Genomic DNA, 14,172 nt, shown 5'->3' with positions numbered 1-14,172 from the left:
ACTCTGACTTGGACAGAACCGTAGATTTACTGAACAAATTCACATTAACTTCTACCGAGTCCGGGTAAAAACTTACTCCAAACACTTTGCTCTTTTGAGGTTAATTCTTTTGAACCTAAAACATTCTCTAGCCCTTGCTGATTACTCTGAATCTCCTGCATATTGAGAGAATGAATCACCTGGGCTAACTCTGGATTTTCTTCTAACAGTTCGGCTTCAAGCTCTAACTCCTGCTGCAAAAGTTGAGCATTTCGACGCAAGAACATCTGCTGATTATGTCGCTGTCTGATCAGGGATTCAGTTAGGTGTAATTGTTCTTCACAACTCAAATTGTCGTATTCGTTATACATTTTATTCAACTCCAATTAATCCCAAGTATTCTGCCGATAATTCCATCAAGTATCTCAAGGCTAAACAATCGCCGTAGTTTGTGTATATTTGAGCAATAGTCATGAAAACTTCTAGCAGATTATCAGGCGTTACTTCAGTGAAACGAGAAGCCAAATTAAATGCTGAGTTTTCAGCTTGTGGCTCTAGCGGCGTTGTATCAGCCCACACTATTAATCCTCGGTTATCTAATTCTGCCAAGCTTATAGAATTAACCGCATCCACAACGTAATCAGGCGCATACTTTATTAATAGCTTAATCACCAAATAACACCTCCATAAAGTAATTGATATCCCAGCCTCAATCTTGTAATAAATTCGTCAGTATTACGATTGCTCCAAACAGGATTACTACGGCTTTTTATCCAGTTAATTGGACTATGACAAATCTCATTATGACAACGGTAGCACGTAGGAAATGTAGATTGACCAATGATGTCGTTGCCGTAGTAAGCGTGATGGATTTCTTCACTTTTCTTAGTCAAGCAAACGACACAATAATTGTGAGTTTTTCGGTGAGCGATTGCTACTTGTTTCTTGTACTCTTTGGGATTACCATACCGAGCAATCCAGTTTAATTGTCTGGGTAGCCGAGATTTTCTAGTAATAGAGTTACCCCCTTTTCGTTTAATTCTTGCCCCGTTAATTCCTGCCACTTCTGTTTGATTTCCTGAAAATGCGGTCTTCTTCCTAATCCTGTTGCCCATTTTCTAATTTCTTGATACCAGTCAACCTGCTGCTGTGAGGATTGCTGATTATTTTTAGAACTATTAACAGTGTCAGCATTCGGTTTGGAATCCTGTTTTTGTTCCAGACCTTTGATATCAAATTCCGGGATTAGGGCAACGAAGGGATTAGACCGAGTGGGAATTACTAAGGCATAACGTACACCAGCTTTATCTAGTAGTTCGCAAGCTTGGCGTAACATCTCTAAAATCTCTTTTTTGACATTTACAAAGTCTTGGGGATGGTCAAGAATATAAGAGGATGTTTGCCCTGTGGCAATAAAACAGACGTTCTTTAAGGACGGGCGACTAAATCCGGTTTCCCCAGAGAGCGGGGACTGGCCCATAAATAGACCATGACCCTTTAACCCCGCAGTGAATTTGATGATATAGTTCCAAAAACCCTGCAAATCTTTGGCAGTATCAGCATCAACCATTCCTGGAAGTCCCTTGCCACCACCAAATACAGAGTCCACCTCATCTTGAGCAAGAAATAATTCGGGAACGCCCTGACATTCACCACCAACAATTGATACTCTGGCTTTCTGCTTGTCAATTTGGTCTGTGGCAAAGGTAATCCAGTTTTTTAGTTCTTTCATGCCGTCAAACTTACGGCTGAACTTGCACAACCATCTGGTGACATCATCCTTTGGATCGCTGCCAATCACAATTGCCGGGCTTTGAGATTTTGCAGCAATTTTATTGATAATCACGCCAGCCAGCGTAGACTTTCCAGACTGCGTTCCGCCAGAAAGATAAAAATGGTGATTACTGCGAAGAGTCATATTTTGATTAGATGCAGCATCACACAGTTCATCAATCCAAGCACCATCAATTCTGATGTACTCAGGATAATTAGCTGCGATCGCTTGGAGAACTTTCATCGCACCCGGATTAATCACGGACTGCACAAATTCTTCATCAATATCAGCAATATCGGGATTGGGAATACCAGTCGGTGAGGGTGATTGTTGCGCTGGTGGTTCTGGGAGTGTAACCAACCCTTGCAACTGATATTCAGCAATCCACCGGGGGCGCTCTTGCATTGGTAGCCGATTCACGTAATCAGCAACTCGGCGTTTGGCAGCGATCGCAGTAGTGACATAATCATAAACAGCCTCACCTTGTAAATGCTGTTTGAGTGCTTTTAAGTCAGCTTCTAGCAAAGACTGGTAAACTTTTTCCTTACTTTCGCTGATTTGGGCGGATACCCCAAATAAGCCAGCACTCACAGTTCCCGCACCAAGCAGCATCCCGGTTGTTATTCGGTCAGTGTTTAAGAAAAAAGGAGCAGACAGACATAACACTGCACTTGCTCCTAAAGAACATAAAATACTCCGTTCGGCATGAATGACGCTACTGGCAGTTAGACGTTGTAATTCAAATCCCATTACCTCACCCCCAACGCAACACCGGCTGCAACTAAAGTCAAAAACACAAACAGGAATATCACTCCAGGCATTAATCCAATAATGAAAGTTTTGCGGTTAAAGCCGAATCCTTTAATGACTAAACCGCCAAAGTTGAATAACCCCAGAACTATGCAGCAGATGGAGATTATGCCAATAAACCAAAGAATGTATCGACTAACGGGGCTGGCAACGGATAAATAACCCATAAACATAGAAAAGCCAACCCCAGACACTGCATATCCTATATGAGAGAGCTTGATACTTTGCATAACCTAAAATCGGAATGAATCTCCCACTTCATCAAATGCTTTCTCATATCCCCCCAACTGGCGTTGCTGCTCTTGAGAACCAAAGGCATGACGGATCACCGCCTCCCCATGTAATGCCCTGGTTCGCTGCAAATCCTCCTCAATCTTCATGGCTTCTTGAGAATATGCCAACTGGTTTTTATACATCTCTGCCAAGGATTGCAACTGCTTGAGCTTGTGCCGGGAAAATTTAGTGTGCAGCCATTTCTGTGCTTTTAGAGTACCAGCTACTTCTGCTTCATCCAGAACCTGCTGTGCAGTGGTGTAAGCTGGCAATGTGTAGCGATCGCGGATTGATGAAGGTAAATTACCCTCAATTTGGGTAGCATCCCCAACTCTTAAATCCGTTGATACTACTCCATCACCTTTACCGCCAAATAAACCAGGAAGCCATTTTCCTAACATTCCTTTCTCCCCTCTAACTACTAATTAAAGAATCCAGAAGTCAGAAGTCAGGAGCCAGAATAAAAAATTGTAGTACTGAATGAATAGACTATAAAGCATTAAATTTTTACTTTTCAAATCTACCTATTCAGTTCTCCTGAATTCTGACTCCTGGCTCCTGACTCCTGTGTATAAGTCTGCTGAACTTGTTGAACTTGTGAGCCGATATATCGGGTTATGCCATATATCCCCATGAATGAAAACATCAGAATGGTAAAAGCTGCGATCGCAGTTTGAGCCATCATTCCCCGTTGCATCAATTCCTCAATCTGTCTATTGGACTGCGAGCGCACTCTCGACTCATCAATAATTTGCTGGACTACCAGGAATTCTTCTGTTGTCAGATTTTCTAGTGTCAGCCCTGACAGATTCAATTCCCCGTCCTTCTTCAGGTGAATATTTAATGCTTTGCGATGGGTTTGGTCTTGTTGCTCCATATATTGCCACGCCCAAAACGAGGGTTAATAGCAGCAGATTTAGTACTGCTGCTACCAAGATGAATTTATTCGGTCGCATCTGCATTGCTAGCAGAGAGATAGAGCGATGTAATCTCCTGACCGAACCGAAAAAAGGCTTCTGGTTCTCCCTGGAATTCTTTGGCGAACTGTGCTACTTCTGCTAAATACTCGTTAGAAACATTAGCTAAAGTCTCGATTGTTTCAACTGCCTCTTTGTGAGCAAACTCGCGTGTCCCTTGGGTAATTGCAGAATTAAAAGATTGTATCTCTGCTAACGACTGCTTGGCCTGATTGGCAAGTGAAGTTTTATAATCACTCATGCTCTGTTGAGCTTTATTGGTTTTGGCAGTACGTTTGGTACTTTTAGCTGTTTTACCATTGCTAGAAACAATTAAATTACTAGCTTTTTTGAGTGCCACAAGTTCGTCAGAGATGGCAATAATTTCTGCCTCAGTAATCGCATCGGGATCTACGTCTTTCTTTTGTAAGTACAAGCGTAGTTCTTCAGAACTCATTTCGATTCCATTAGCAATGAGAAGTTCTTGTAAATCGTTCATGAAGTGCCTCCAATTGATTTAGGTTGACGAAATTTGAATTTAGTTTGAGAAGCAATTTTTTTGACCCATTGCTGAATTTCAAATTCGGTGTAAATCTTATCTACCGAAAATGGCACTCCAATTTCTTGACCCCATCTGTAAATTGTGGGTTTGGATGGTCGCGGTTCTAGTCTTTGTAATGCTTCAAAGAGTTGAGCGCCGTTGCATGACAATTGTGGCAAGTTTGAACAAATAAATTCGTAGCGTTGAACATCTGATAATCGAATGGTGCGATTGGGATTTAAAAGCTTCAGTTGAGCATAAGCTCTCACCAGCAGAATTACCCCAGCTTTGGCACTGGTGGTATCAGATATTTCTAATCGACGAAGAATTCTTGGCCAAGTGTAATCACTAACTTGACCAACAATTTTTTCATATTCGTTCCTCAGAATTGTTCCTGCCATAGAAACAGCCGTAACATCTTTGCAATTCTAGATTAGCATAAATACCACATCTATAACCCTATAGATAAGGTATTATTCTGAAAAAATTCTCGGAAAAAACATAGAACTATAGGGGTAAAGTTAGGTAAGTGTTATTGTCGAGGAGAAAATGCCTAAGAAAACTACACCAAAAATGGTTCAGACAGGAGTTTCTATTCCAGAGCCGTTGTATGAAGCCGCAAAGCGAGTTCAAGCAATGGAGGGCTGGAATGAGTCAGAAATGCATCGCGTCTTTTGGGAAAAAGGATTTGCGCTTCACCTTCAAGGAACTCTTGCCCGTTACCAGTTGGGTTTGATTCCTGAAGCACAAAGTACAGCCGAATAACTTGCCAGTATTTGATCAAAGAGCGGGCTAACACCGCTCTTTTTTTTTCTAGGGGTACTTAAACATTTTTGAGGAATCAACAAGACTCAAACCTATACAGCACAAGGAAAATAAACTTTTATAGTATGCAAAAATAACTTAGTGCAATGATCGTCATAGTGGAGTATGTTCAGTTAAGTCAAAACTCCCTTGCACTCTCAGCAGTTTGTCTCAAAGCTAAAAAAGCTTCTTTTAACGGTTGACTGATAGCACTGTCTGGTTCTGCCAGCACTAGCTGTTGATAAGCTTCCAAGAACTGTGACCTTAGCCGATGGAATAAATGCAGAAAGTGGCGCACAAAACTGATGCAATCCAAAACCACAATTTCTATACCGCTTGTACGATCATACATACTTAAGGCATATTCCCGAATACCTTCCTCAATCACATCCGTTGTGATAAAAATATAGTTGTCAACTCGCTTTCCAGTACCATTAATTTTTTGCAATGCACGGTCGATATCTTCCACGGTGACACGGCGAGTCTTCATTTCATAGCTGGTAATCACTTTTTGATCATCAACTAAAGTAATTTCTACATCTCCCAAAGCCCCAGTCTGCTCATCTGCCGCATTGTGAGATTTTAGAGGAAAAAAACGCTCTCCTATATATTGTTCTGCCACTTGATAAGCAGCAGCAACAATCATTACAGGAAGGCGGCTTGAGCCTCGGCAAGCCAAATGCTGTTTCAACAGTGTAATAATTTCCTCTGCTGACAAAGGCATTGCGCCTTCCGATTTCTTCAGATCCGACAGTAGTGTTTCCATGCGTTGCCGCTTTTCGTTCCGAGCAATAATCAGACAGCGAATGGTTTCCGCTAGCATTTCCTCAGCACTTATCTTGCCTTGATGAACATCATCAAGTAATTCCAGCGCGGCTTGGTAAAGCTTAGGTGGTCGCCCTACCAGATTTATTACTGGGGTTAAAGTAACGTTGCGGTTTCGCAGGGCAGGGGTAAGAAATGCAGTAGTAGGATTACAAGGCAACTCATGCTTATTAATGAAGGCTGTAATGTAACTTTCATCGTAGTAGCGCCCAGAGTAAGCATTTGATGTACCTATTTCAGTATAAGGATTGCGGATATCAACATCCGAACGATGAATCGCTGCTAAAGAGCAGGCAAGTAACAAACGAACCACAGCACGATTGCCCACATAGCGCGACACATAATCAATTTTTTCGGCAATGCTGAGATCAGTTACTATCGCTTGCACTATCGACGCTTCGGCTTTTTGCAAAGCTACATCAAGGATAGCTGCTGGGGTTGTGTACATAGAGCGCTTCCTTCGATAGTAAGCGTGGAGGTTATCAGATCATAATTTACCCAAAGTACTTCTTGCCTTAACTCTTTGATGGAATGGCAGTGCTTCTGGGGCGCTTTAATGCAGTTCCAATCACCATACAATTCCTGCATCAACGTACAATCATAGCTTGAAAGGGCAACCTTACCTTTAACTGAACGCAAAACAACCGCCAGTTGCCGATGTTCATCGTCAGTCATTTCATAAGCGTAAGCCTTGCTATCCCCACGGGAAGCGTGCGGATACGGAGGGTCACAGTAAAATAAAGTTTCTGGGCTATCGTAACGTTGAATAACATCAATTGCTCGATCGCTCTCAATTTGCACACGTAGTAGCCGTTGCACAATTTCTGGTAGATCCTCAACACTGCCGAGCCACCGGGAAACTGCACCAGCCATTCCAGCACGGCTGGTCAGTTTGCAATGTGCCCATCGTCCAATACTTGCGGTTTGTGCCAAGCCCGTTCTAACTTGTCGCGCCCGAATAAAAAATCGCCTGGCTCTTTCCAGATCAGACAAACTCTCTTCCTCCTTGGCAATGGCAATCCGAAATTCTTCACGAGAAAATGGCGTTAGCCCAATGGACTGGATCAGTTCATCTTTTTGGTCACGTAGCACACGAAAAAAATTGACTACCTGACTATCAATATCGTTATAAGTTTCAACAGGTGCAGGCTCTCTGTTCAACAATACGGCTGCTGAACCGCCAAATGGTTCGCAGTAGTGAGTCGTTTTTGGCAATAGGGGTAAGAGCCAGTCTAAATGACTATACTTGCCGCCATACCAACCGAATGCAATTTTTTTTGCCATGAAAGCTAACCTCGAACGGAGTTTGTCTCTAAAAATTAGGATAAAGATAAAACGTAATTTATATAGTCTAGAGAAATTAAGTTAACTCAATAATTATAATTACGCCTTTGTATAACAATATTTTAGAGAAAGACCTAGATCATCAATCATTAACGCGCTTTTGTAAAGAGTTAAGCATATTGTTGAAGCAAGCAGACCATGAGACTCTGCTCGACCTCAAACACGGTAGCATCAAGGCTTTGGGACACGCGGATGATTTCGATGAGGCTCAAAACCCTAGTAATGCCGTGAAAATAACTGTCTCATGGTCTGCTCAATCCCTTGCCCTGACTGATTCCGCGCCTCTATGAGAAAGAAAAATCATTTTTTTGAATTTTGCAGAAAACCCCGGTTTTTGGCTCTTTTATCTAAAGTGGGTTTTTCCATTTGTCCTGTGGTCATTTTTGAAGCCTGACCCTGTTTGACTAGCACCGAACGCAAGTACTGCCGACAAGCTGCTTCTCCCCGACAGATCAGAATCCGCAGCGCCTGTATTTCCTGTATTGGAGAAATACAAATTTCAGCAATGGCTGCAATCAGATTTTGTTGCTTCTGCATATAATCTTGATGCTGCTGCTCCAACACAGCAATTTTGGAGTTTAGCTGTTGTATCTGCCGTAATGCTTGCGTCAAGGACGATTCTTTATTTCGAGAGCGATTCTCTAGAGTTAACGTCATTTTCTTACCCTTCTAAATTTAGATTCTTTGTGTTTACTGTTGAGTCATCTGCTTCATATCATCGATTGCATCCAAGACTTCCCCCAAAATATTGAAAGCATCATTTAAAATCACGTCATTCAATGTAGAAAAGTATTCGGAGGATTCGATATTGCGATAATCTTGACTACTGCTAATAAGCCGCAGTGTATATTGACACCCTTGCAATATGGCTTGAATTTCTGAAGTAGTTAGCTTAATTTCCATTGGTGTGTTCTAACTTTGAAAAACTGAATCGATTTCGCCGTTATCAATAGCATTTTTGGCATGGCGAACAGCTTGCGTATGATTGTCAAAAGTTTGAGTTGAAGGTGATGCCCAAGTTGTTTTTAACAGACCTATTTTTCCCACATGAACATCCACAGCGCCATCTGATAACTCGGCAGTCTCAATTTTGTAGCCGCCATGTTTGGTTTTGTACTCTTTCATTGCCGTTAACTCACCTAAAATTTATCTCGTTGAATACTTACACTTGCTCCGACTAAAGAACTGCCTAAGAAGGCGGAAAAACTGACCAGCATTGCACCCAGGCAAATATTTTTTTGCTGCTCCCAACCAGAGATGATTATGTTGGGATTAGCATTTGTCTCGATTACTTCTAGCCCCCAACAAGCCATTGCCCCAACTCCAGAAAATCCAGTAATTAGTAGAGAGATAATTGCAGTTGTTTCTATGGTGCGATCTATGAATACTTTGGAGTTGAATCGTCTTCTTGGACGATGATTTTTAACTAACCGGACTTTTGGCTCTTGCATACTTGAACGAGCAATTTGTTTGTGATTAGCCATCGGTTTCACCTATTTTTATGAATTACTAGGAAAAATATGATCCTCTACAGATAACTTGAACTGCTTTATTCCTCCGCTATAGTGTCTTTTGATGCCGGAAATGATTTCTTGTTCTGTGAGTTCTTCAACTTCTTCGGGGCAGGATAAATCGCGCCAAGGCAAACACTCTTTTATCCAGTCTTTAGCCCACAAAAATTCGTTAGCACTTAGTTGCTCGACTTGTATTTTCATTTCGCTTCATCCAACTCCACAAAAAATCCTGCACCTGTATTTGTCACTTTTACCAGCTTGCGATTAACTAATGTTTGTATGACACAGAGACTAAAGCTGATGGCAGATAATCGAGCGCTGCCACCGCAACGGCGGAGGTACTGAAGGCATAACTGGGAATGGTCTTTTGGGACTGGGTTAGTTTTTTCAGGCATGATGTCTTTCCTGTTGTGGTTTGTAGGAAGCAAAGCGATGGCAGAAAAAAATAGCCAAGCAGTATTAATGCTTGACTAAAGTGTTTTTGAATTTAAAAGGTGAATTTCAGTTATTAGAAATTATCAAGATTGTCAAATTGATTTGTTGCAGAGTGCTTGTACATTTTGGCTTTATTCATTTGATGATTAGAAGCTTTAATTACTGGAATTGCAGCTTCCTTAACTGAATCCTTTGCTTGTTGAAATAGAAATTGTGTCGTCCCTTGTGCATCTTCTTCTTTTGGGTCAATTTGTCCCCATAGTGAGCAAGTTAACTCTAAAGATTCGTAGTCACCTAAATTGAACTTACGCGTGTAAGTTACAGCAATAGTCTTGATTTCCATAATTTACTCAAACAATATTCCAAAATGAAGTGTAGCTATTTGGCATCTCTTACAAAGTGACGCTTCTCAAATTACAAATGTCGCCAGAAGTTCTTACTGATAGTCTTGAGACTGACAACTGCTGTTTCTGTTGTTGCTTCAGGGGCATGACCAACAGCCACCGCAGCAACTTGTGGTGCAGGTGTCGCTAACAGGGAATTGAGTAATCCCATTTGATAATCAACATCTTCTACTGAGCGATATACCCTGTATGGTTCAATTTGCATACCCAAAGGTGTTGGGACAATCTTCAGATATTGATTTAGGGCATTGATATAAGCAACTGAAAAGTTTTTCTGCTCTACATAAGGACGAATAATTTCTAGTAATTCAATCGCTCTATTGATTTCAGAAACTTCACAATTACTGTCGATTTGTGACTGACTTCTTCTGTAGCCTTTCATCATCTTTTCGGCTACTAGATTGTTGAATTTGCTAACGGCTCTTTGATAATTACCTAATGTGTGGATTTTAGTCTGTGCTTGATAACCGACTCTGCCCCACTGCACTGTTAAATTACCATCTTCGACTTTGGCCGCCCAGAATTTATTGCTGTTCTGGATAGCATCAACAAAGACTAAATAGATTTCCATCTTTCTTACCCTGTCAATTTCCTAACTTCAGGGCATTGCCCCATCTGAGATAGATATACTGAACGCGATCGCTACGAACTTAAAAGAGCGATCGCCTCATAAAATCAGGAGACAATCGCTTTCTCATCAGTTCATGTTGCGAAACTTAGCAGCACGCAAAGACTGAGTTTTCGCTGCAACCACAGGACTACTAGCCCGTCGTGCGGTGGATGCCCAGGATTGCATTCGTTCAACTGCCGCAGCGTCCTGAATCGCAAGCGGGGTAATGGTTTGACGACAGGCTTCGAGGTCAGCAAGTGTTACCTGCTGCGGTCTATCCTCATCGAATGCCAGCAGAGCAGCTTCCGAAGCAAGGGTTTCCAGTTCTGCACCGGAAAACTTTGCAGTGTTGGCAGCGATCGCTTCGAGATATTCAAGCTGTACTTGAATACCGAATCGCTCTAGGTGAATCCCCAAAATCTGTATCCGTTCTGGTTCTGTAGGCAGATCAACAAAGAAATTTTCGTCAAATCTTCCCTTCCTCTTTAGCTCACTTGGTAGTGCAGAGGGGTCATTGCAAGTTGCCACGACAAACACGCCACTGGTTGATTCCGACATGAATGTAAGGATATTGCCCAGAATCCTCTGTGAGACTCCGCTAGTGTCACCAGCCCCCGAAAGAGCTTTTTCTATTTCGTCCACCCATAAAACGCAGGGTGCGATCGCCTCGGCAGTCTTTAAAGCCCGTCTGACATTCCCCTCAGACTCACCTACCAGACTGCCCAAGAGGGATGCAATGTCTAGCTGGAGTAATGGTAGATTAAGGATATTAGCAATATTCTTGGCTAGTAAAGTTTTACCTGTTCCGGGCGGTCCTGCAAGCAACACACCTTTTGGTTGAGGCAAGGAAAGCTCACGCGCCTCTTGCGTGAATAGCCGCCGTCGCCGATTGAGCCACTCACGCAACAAATCCAATCCTCCAAAAGAGATGCTAGCAGGCTTGCCCAATTCAATACCCATTTGAGACAACAGCCGAGTTTTATACTCGACTGCTTGGGGTATGAAATGACTATCAATTAAAATCCCATCTGATGTTAGGTTGTGTTTGACAGTTAACCGCAGGAAGTCGCTAATCTCCTCCAGTGTTAATCCCAGAGCAGCACGAGAAAGAGATTCAATTTCACTTTTATTAAGGGAAATAGTGAAAGTCAATTCCTGTTCAATAGCTGACTGTTGTAGGTCATGCAAATAAGAATTGATATGAAGTAGTATTTGCTCAACTCCCGGTAGAGGAATTTCACAATAAGGGATTAAGCGTACAAGTGACTCATGTAATTGAATGTTTTGACCCAGCAGCACAATGCGTTTATCAGTCGGTTTGAGACGATGGTAGAGATTTTTTACCTTGCTAACAACCTCCCAAGATAACGAAGGCGAATTCTTCCCAATAAACGAGTGAATATCACCTAAGATAAAAACTCCATCAGCACTAAAATTAGCAATGTAGTCGAACACGAACAGTAGTGGATCAGCCTGTGGTGGTTTCTTATACTCTGGCACTGGCTTAAACACCAATCCCCCATCTGCTGCGATTAAACATTGCTCTAAGGTTGATACCCCCAGATTCCAGAAGAACACCGGACTTGATAACTTGTTGTTAGCTTCTGTAGTCAGCCACTGAATAATCGTCGCTTCATCGGGCGACAGAACATCAACAGCAGCTATGGGAATCTGTGAATCTAGTGTGGAGAGAAGATTTGAGAGTTTCATGTCAATTATTCAAATATTTCACTTATGAAATGGCGAAGCCTTTATGATCATCAGTTACCAGCCGAGTTAAGACTGGTAACTGATGACCATTTCTTGAATTCAAAATTCAAAATTCAAAATGAAGAATAGAATAATTTTGAATTAATTATCCTTCTCCTAACGGAGACGCTGCGCGAACGAGTCAAAGCCTCCACTGATTGTCTTTAATTTTGAATTGATAATTTTGAATTTTGAATTCCCTGAAGGGGTTGACTGATTACTGATGCAAACGTGTTTGACTGCTTAGGGTAGTCCGAAGTTGTTGGGTTTGGGCTTCGTCCTTGAAAATGCGTAGTTCACCGCCGTAGGCATCGCCCTCCACAACTCCAAGTGCCTCCTCAAACGGTTGTGTAGCCGATAAACAACTCAAGCCCTCGAATCCCTCAGCCTCCACTCGGACTTCACCTGTAGCACTGTTAAAATGAATCAGTATTGAGCGTTCCATAATTATCTCCGTGCAAATTGTTTAACTTCTTGATGTCCGGCAAAAGTCAGCCGTAGAGTTTGCACAGTGCCGTTGGTTTCTTCGGCGATCGCACATTCACCAAACCTTTCTTGTAACTCGGCAGCTTTAGCTCTCACCATCCGTTGTCCGTAAGCCAACATCAACTTGTTACTAAAGAAGTCTTGTCCTAACTTCGGAACTGTCTCGTAACTGTCGTGTATCACATCGTACACGCCGCTTGACTGATTCCATTTAAATCCGATGTCTGCACGGGCTTTTATGGTGCGACCAGATACGATGATTTCAGCACTTTGTCCTTGAGAACCACCGTAGTATCCTTTTAGTGATTGTGCTGCTTCATGTACTTGCGGTGATAGGTTCAAATCTTGTAAAGCTTGTACCAAACATTCACGGTTAACAAGCTTGGTTTTAACTGTTGAGAAATGCGACATTTTTAGCTCCAAGGCTTTCAAATTGGTTTGAGAAATAGTAAAGGTGCGATATCCTTTTTGGGTTATTCTGGAAACTACGTATTAAATCCATTGGGATCAGTCTTGAGCGAATTCACCCTCGCCCAAGACTGTTTTTTACCGGAACTTAAACGACATCACGGTAGCTTTCGATAAACCCACTTCACCAGTTGCTAGCTCTTGGAGATTGCGCTGTTCGTCTAACAACTTAATCCGAATTTCTTCCATCTTTTGCTGTAATTGACTGCGCGTATCAGAACCAAGATTCTTCGACTCAATCGCCGGATCGTTAACGATAGAATCTAAGTGCGCCATCATCGCCTCCAAGCTACTGCCTGCCTCCGGGTCAGCATTCGCTAGTAGTACCTGAACCTTCATCAGATGGCGTTGCATCTTCTTTTTAAACTGTACGGGCTTGCGTCCTGGTTCCCAATCAGCCAACTCTTCAAGCAACTGCGCGGCAAGTTGTTCACCGCCAGCGATCGCAGATTCCCGTAGCCTTTGCTCCAGATTTTGGTCATACTGCTGGATGAACTTGGTAATCTGGTCTAGACACTCGGCTTGCTGCTGGTTCAGTTGTTCGGATAATGCCGGGATAATTACCGGACGACCAATAACGACCTGCAAATAGTCTTCAAGATCGGTCAGAGTCGGGAATGCTCTTAACAAGTTGGCTTTAACTGACTCTTGCTTATCCTGTGCTAATTCCCAAGTGTTAAGTGAGAGGAACTGATCAATCCGCTCTTGATAATCTTCGAGTCCTGATTCATAATCAGCTTTTAATTGATTACGTAAACCAGGGGCAATATTATCCCTAATATTAAGTAGTTGGCTCCAAACAAGTGGAGCCAAATTAATCGGACAGACCCAATCGCCAGTATCAGCAGACATCCACTCTTGAACTGAAGCAATCTCTTGACGCAATTGGGCAGCAGCTTCATCAAGCTTTTTAAATACCTTGATACCTCGCAAACCGACTTCAGAATTTGTAACTTTCACGAGGTCTGATTCAATTTCAGAGACTTCAGCTTTTAAGACATCTGCCCATTTAGGAGCAGCAGACTTTGTACTTTTCTTTAGCTGAATGCGAAACCGAATACGGGTTTTATTTAACTGTGAGAAATTGTGGCGCTCGACTACTGCATCAGTTAGAAAATTTGCAGCAATAGTGTTGTCGATTACTTGTACCATGATTATTTACCTCAATCACTTTTTTCACTCTCGATTAAGCGAAGCTTT

25 protein-coding genes are annotated in these 14,172 nt (G+C 42.2%); 2 read left to right on the top strand and 23 right to left on the bottom strand.

Annotated features, from left to right (window positions below):
- Positions 1-44 precede the first annotated feature (44 nt).
- The 9 genes from FD723_RS33520 to FD723_RS33480 form a co-directional block, all read right to left on the bottom strand.
- Complete coding sequence (locus FD723_RS33520; protein WP_179069573.1) at positions 45-350, bottom strand: hypothetical protein; 306 nt, start codon at positions 348-350, stop codon at positions 45-47.
- 1 nt (position 351) lies between these two features.
- Positions 352-651, bottom strand: a complete 300-nt coding sequence (locus FD723_RS33515) for a hypothetical protein (protein WP_179069572.1) — start codon at positions 649-651, stop codon at positions 352-354.
- Positions 648-872 (bottom strand): hypothetical protein, encoded by a 225-nt coding sequence (locus FD723_RS33510; RefSeq protein ID WP_179069571.1) that lies wholly within the window; start codon positions 870-872, stop codon positions 648-650. The genes FD723_RS33515 and FD723_RS33510 overlap by 4 nt, the downstream gene beginning before the upstream one ends.
- Before the next feature lie 89 nt (positions 873-961).
- The gene (locus tag FD723_RS33505) at positions 962-2,503 is read right to left on the bottom strand and encodes a hypothetical protein (RefSeq protein WP_179069570.1); all 1,542 of its coding nucleotides are present in this window, start codon (positions 2,501-2,503) and stop codon (positions 962-964) included.
- The gene (locus tag FD723_RS33500) at positions 2,503-2,793 is read right to left on the bottom strand and encodes a hypothetical protein (protein WP_179069569.1); all 291 of its coding nucleotides are present in this window, start codon (positions 2,791-2,793) and stop codon (positions 2,503-2,505) included. Before FD723_RS33500 ends, FD723_RS33505 begins: the two co-directional genes overlap by 1 nt.
- Positions 2,794-2,796: 3 nt before the next feature.
- Positions 2,797-3,237, bottom strand: coding sequence for a hypothetical protein (locus tag FD723_RS33495; protein ID WP_179069568.1), 441 nt, complete (start codon positions 3,235-3,237; stop codon positions 2,797-2,799).
- 119 nt (positions 3,238-3,356) lie between these two features.
- The gene (locus tag FD723_RS33490; RefSeq protein WP_179069567.1) at positions 3,357-3,713 is read right to left on the bottom strand and encodes a hypothetical protein; all 357 of its coding nucleotides are present in this window, start codon (positions 3,711-3,713) and stop codon (positions 3,357-3,359) included.
- A gap of 65 nt (positions 3,714-3,778) precedes the next feature.
- Positions 3,779-4,291 carry a hypothetical protein gene (locus FD723_RS33485; protein WP_179069566.1) on the bottom strand — a complete coding sequence of 171 codons (513 nt, stop codon included), beginning with the start codon at positions 4,289-4,291 and terminating at the stop codon, positions 3,779-3,781.
- Positions 4,288-4,734 (bottom strand): hypothetical protein, encoded by a 447-nt coding sequence (locus tag FD723_RS33480; protein WP_179069565.1) that lies wholly within the window; start codon positions 4,732-4,734, stop codon positions 4,288-4,290. Before FD723_RS33480 ends, FD723_RS33485 begins: the two co-directional genes overlap by 4 nt.
- A gap of 148 nt (positions 4,735-4,882) precedes the next feature.
- Between FD723_RS33480 and FD723_RS33475 the strand changes: the two genes are divergently transcribed.
- Positions 4,883-5,098 (top strand): hypothetical protein, encoded by a 216-nt coding sequence (locus FD723_RS33475; RefSeq protein ID WP_069071775.1) that lies wholly within the window; start codon positions 4,883-4,885, stop codon positions 5,096-5,098.
- A 178-nt stretch (positions 5,099-5,276) separates the two neighbouring features.
- Here the strand turns inward: FD723_RS33475 and FD723_RS33470 are convergent, their stop codons facing one another.
- Together FD723_RS33470 and FD723_RS33465 are read right to left on the bottom strand one after the other, a co-directional pair.
- Positions 5,277-6,410 carry a restriction endonuclease, SacI family gene (locus FD723_RS33470; protein WP_179069564.1) on the bottom strand — a complete coding sequence of 378 codons (1,134 nt, stop codon included), beginning with the start codon at positions 6,408-6,410 and terminating at the stop codon, positions 5,277-5,279.
- Entirely contained in the window at positions 6,377-7,246 is an 870-nt protein-coding gene (locus FD723_RS33465; protein WP_179069563.1) for a DNA adenine methylase, read from the bottom strand. The genes FD723_RS33470 and FD723_RS33465 overlap by 34 nt, the downstream gene beginning before the upstream one ends.
- 107 nt (positions 7,247-7,353) lie before the next feature.
- Here FD723_RS33465 and FD723_RS33460 point away from each other — a divergent pair, with 107 nt between their 5' ends.
- Positions 7,354-7,596, top strand: coding sequence for a hypothetical protein (locus FD723_RS33460; protein WP_179069562.1), 243 nt, complete (start codon positions 7,354-7,356; stop codon positions 7,594-7,596).
- Positions 7,597-7,606: 10 nt separating this feature from the next.
- Here the strand turns inward: FD723_RS33460 and FD723_RS33455 are convergent, their stop codons facing one another.
- From FD723_RS33455 to FD723_RS33400, 12 genes are all read right to left on the bottom strand, one after another.
- Positions 7,607-7,963 (bottom strand): hypothetical protein, encoded by a 357-nt coding sequence (locus tag FD723_RS33455; protein ID WP_179069561.1) that lies wholly within the window; start codon positions 7,961-7,963, stop codon positions 7,607-7,609.
- A 33-nt stretch (positions 7,964-7,996) separates the two neighbouring features.
- Complete coding sequence (locus tag FD723_RS33450; RefSeq protein ID WP_179069560.1) at positions 7,997-8,209, bottom strand: hypothetical protein; 213 nt, start codon at positions 8,207-8,209, stop codon at positions 7,997-7,999.
- A gap of 9 nt (positions 8,210-8,218) precedes the next feature.
- Complete coding sequence (locus FD723_RS33445; RefSeq protein ID WP_179069559.1) at positions 8,219-8,431, bottom strand: hypothetical protein; 213 nt, start codon at positions 8,429-8,431, stop codon at positions 8,219-8,221.
- 14 nt (positions 8,432-8,445) lie between these two features.
- Positions 8,446-8,790 carry a hypothetical protein gene (locus FD723_RS33440; protein ID WP_245246324.1) on the bottom strand — a complete coding sequence of 115 codons (345 nt, stop codon included), beginning with the start codon at positions 8,788-8,790 and terminating at the stop codon, positions 8,446-8,448.
- A gap of 15 nt (positions 8,791-8,805) precedes the next feature.
- Positions 8,806-9,021 (bottom strand): hypothetical protein, encoded by a 216-nt coding sequence (locus tag FD723_RS33435; protein WP_179069558.1) that lies wholly within the window; start codon positions 9,019-9,021, stop codon positions 8,806-8,808.
- Positions 9,018-9,215: a hypothetical protein gene (locus FD723_RS33430; RefSeq protein ID WP_179069557.1), complete on the bottom strand. Its 198-nt coding sequence runs from the start codon at positions 9,213-9,215 to the stop codon at positions 9,018-9,020. Before FD723_RS33430 ends, FD723_RS33435 begins: the two co-directional genes overlap by 4 nt.
- Before the next feature lie 113 nt (positions 9,216-9,328).
- Positions 9,329-9,598: a hypothetical protein gene (locus FD723_RS33425; protein WP_179069556.1), complete on the bottom strand. Its 270-nt coding sequence runs from the start codon at positions 9,596-9,598 to the stop codon at positions 9,329-9,331.
- A 71-nt stretch (positions 9,599-9,669) separates the two neighbouring features.
- Positions 9,670-10,230, bottom strand: a complete 561-nt coding sequence (locus tag FD723_RS33420; RefSeq protein ID WP_179069555.1) for a WGR domain-containing protein — start codon at positions 10,228-10,230, stop codon at positions 9,670-9,672.
- Positions 10,231-10,356: 126 nt separating this feature from the next.
- Positions 10,357-11,979 (bottom strand): AAA family ATPase, encoded by a 1,623-nt coding sequence (locus tag FD723_RS33415; RefSeq protein ID WP_179069554.1) that lies wholly within the window; start codon positions 11,977-11,979, stop codon positions 10,357-10,359.
- Positions 11,980-12,235: 256 nt separating this feature from the next.
- On the bottom strand, positions 12,236-12,463 hold the full coding sequence (locus FD723_RS33410) for a DUF2997 domain-containing protein (protein WP_179069553.1): 228 nt from the start codon (positions 12,461-12,463) through the stop codon (positions 12,236-12,238).
- A 2-nt stretch (positions 12,464-12,465) separates the two neighbouring features.
- Positions 12,466-12,915, bottom strand: a complete 450-nt coding sequence (locus FD723_RS33405; protein WP_179069552.1) for a DUF1257 domain-containing protein — start codon at positions 12,913-12,915, stop codon at positions 12,466-12,468.
- A gap of 135 nt (positions 12,916-13,050) precedes the next feature.
- Entirely contained in the window at positions 13,051-14,124 is a 1,074-nt protein-coding gene (locus tag FD723_RS33400; RefSeq protein ID WP_179069551.1) for a hypothetical protein, read from the bottom strand.
- Positions 14,125-14,172: the final 48 nt, after the last annotated feature.

The organism is Nostoc sp. C052 (assembly GCF_013393905.1).
Classification (GTDB): domain Bacteria; phylum Cyanobacteriota; class Cyanobacteriia; order Cyanobacteriales; family Nostocaceae; genus Nostoc.
This window is presented reverse-complemented; position numbering and strand designations above follow the sequence as displayed.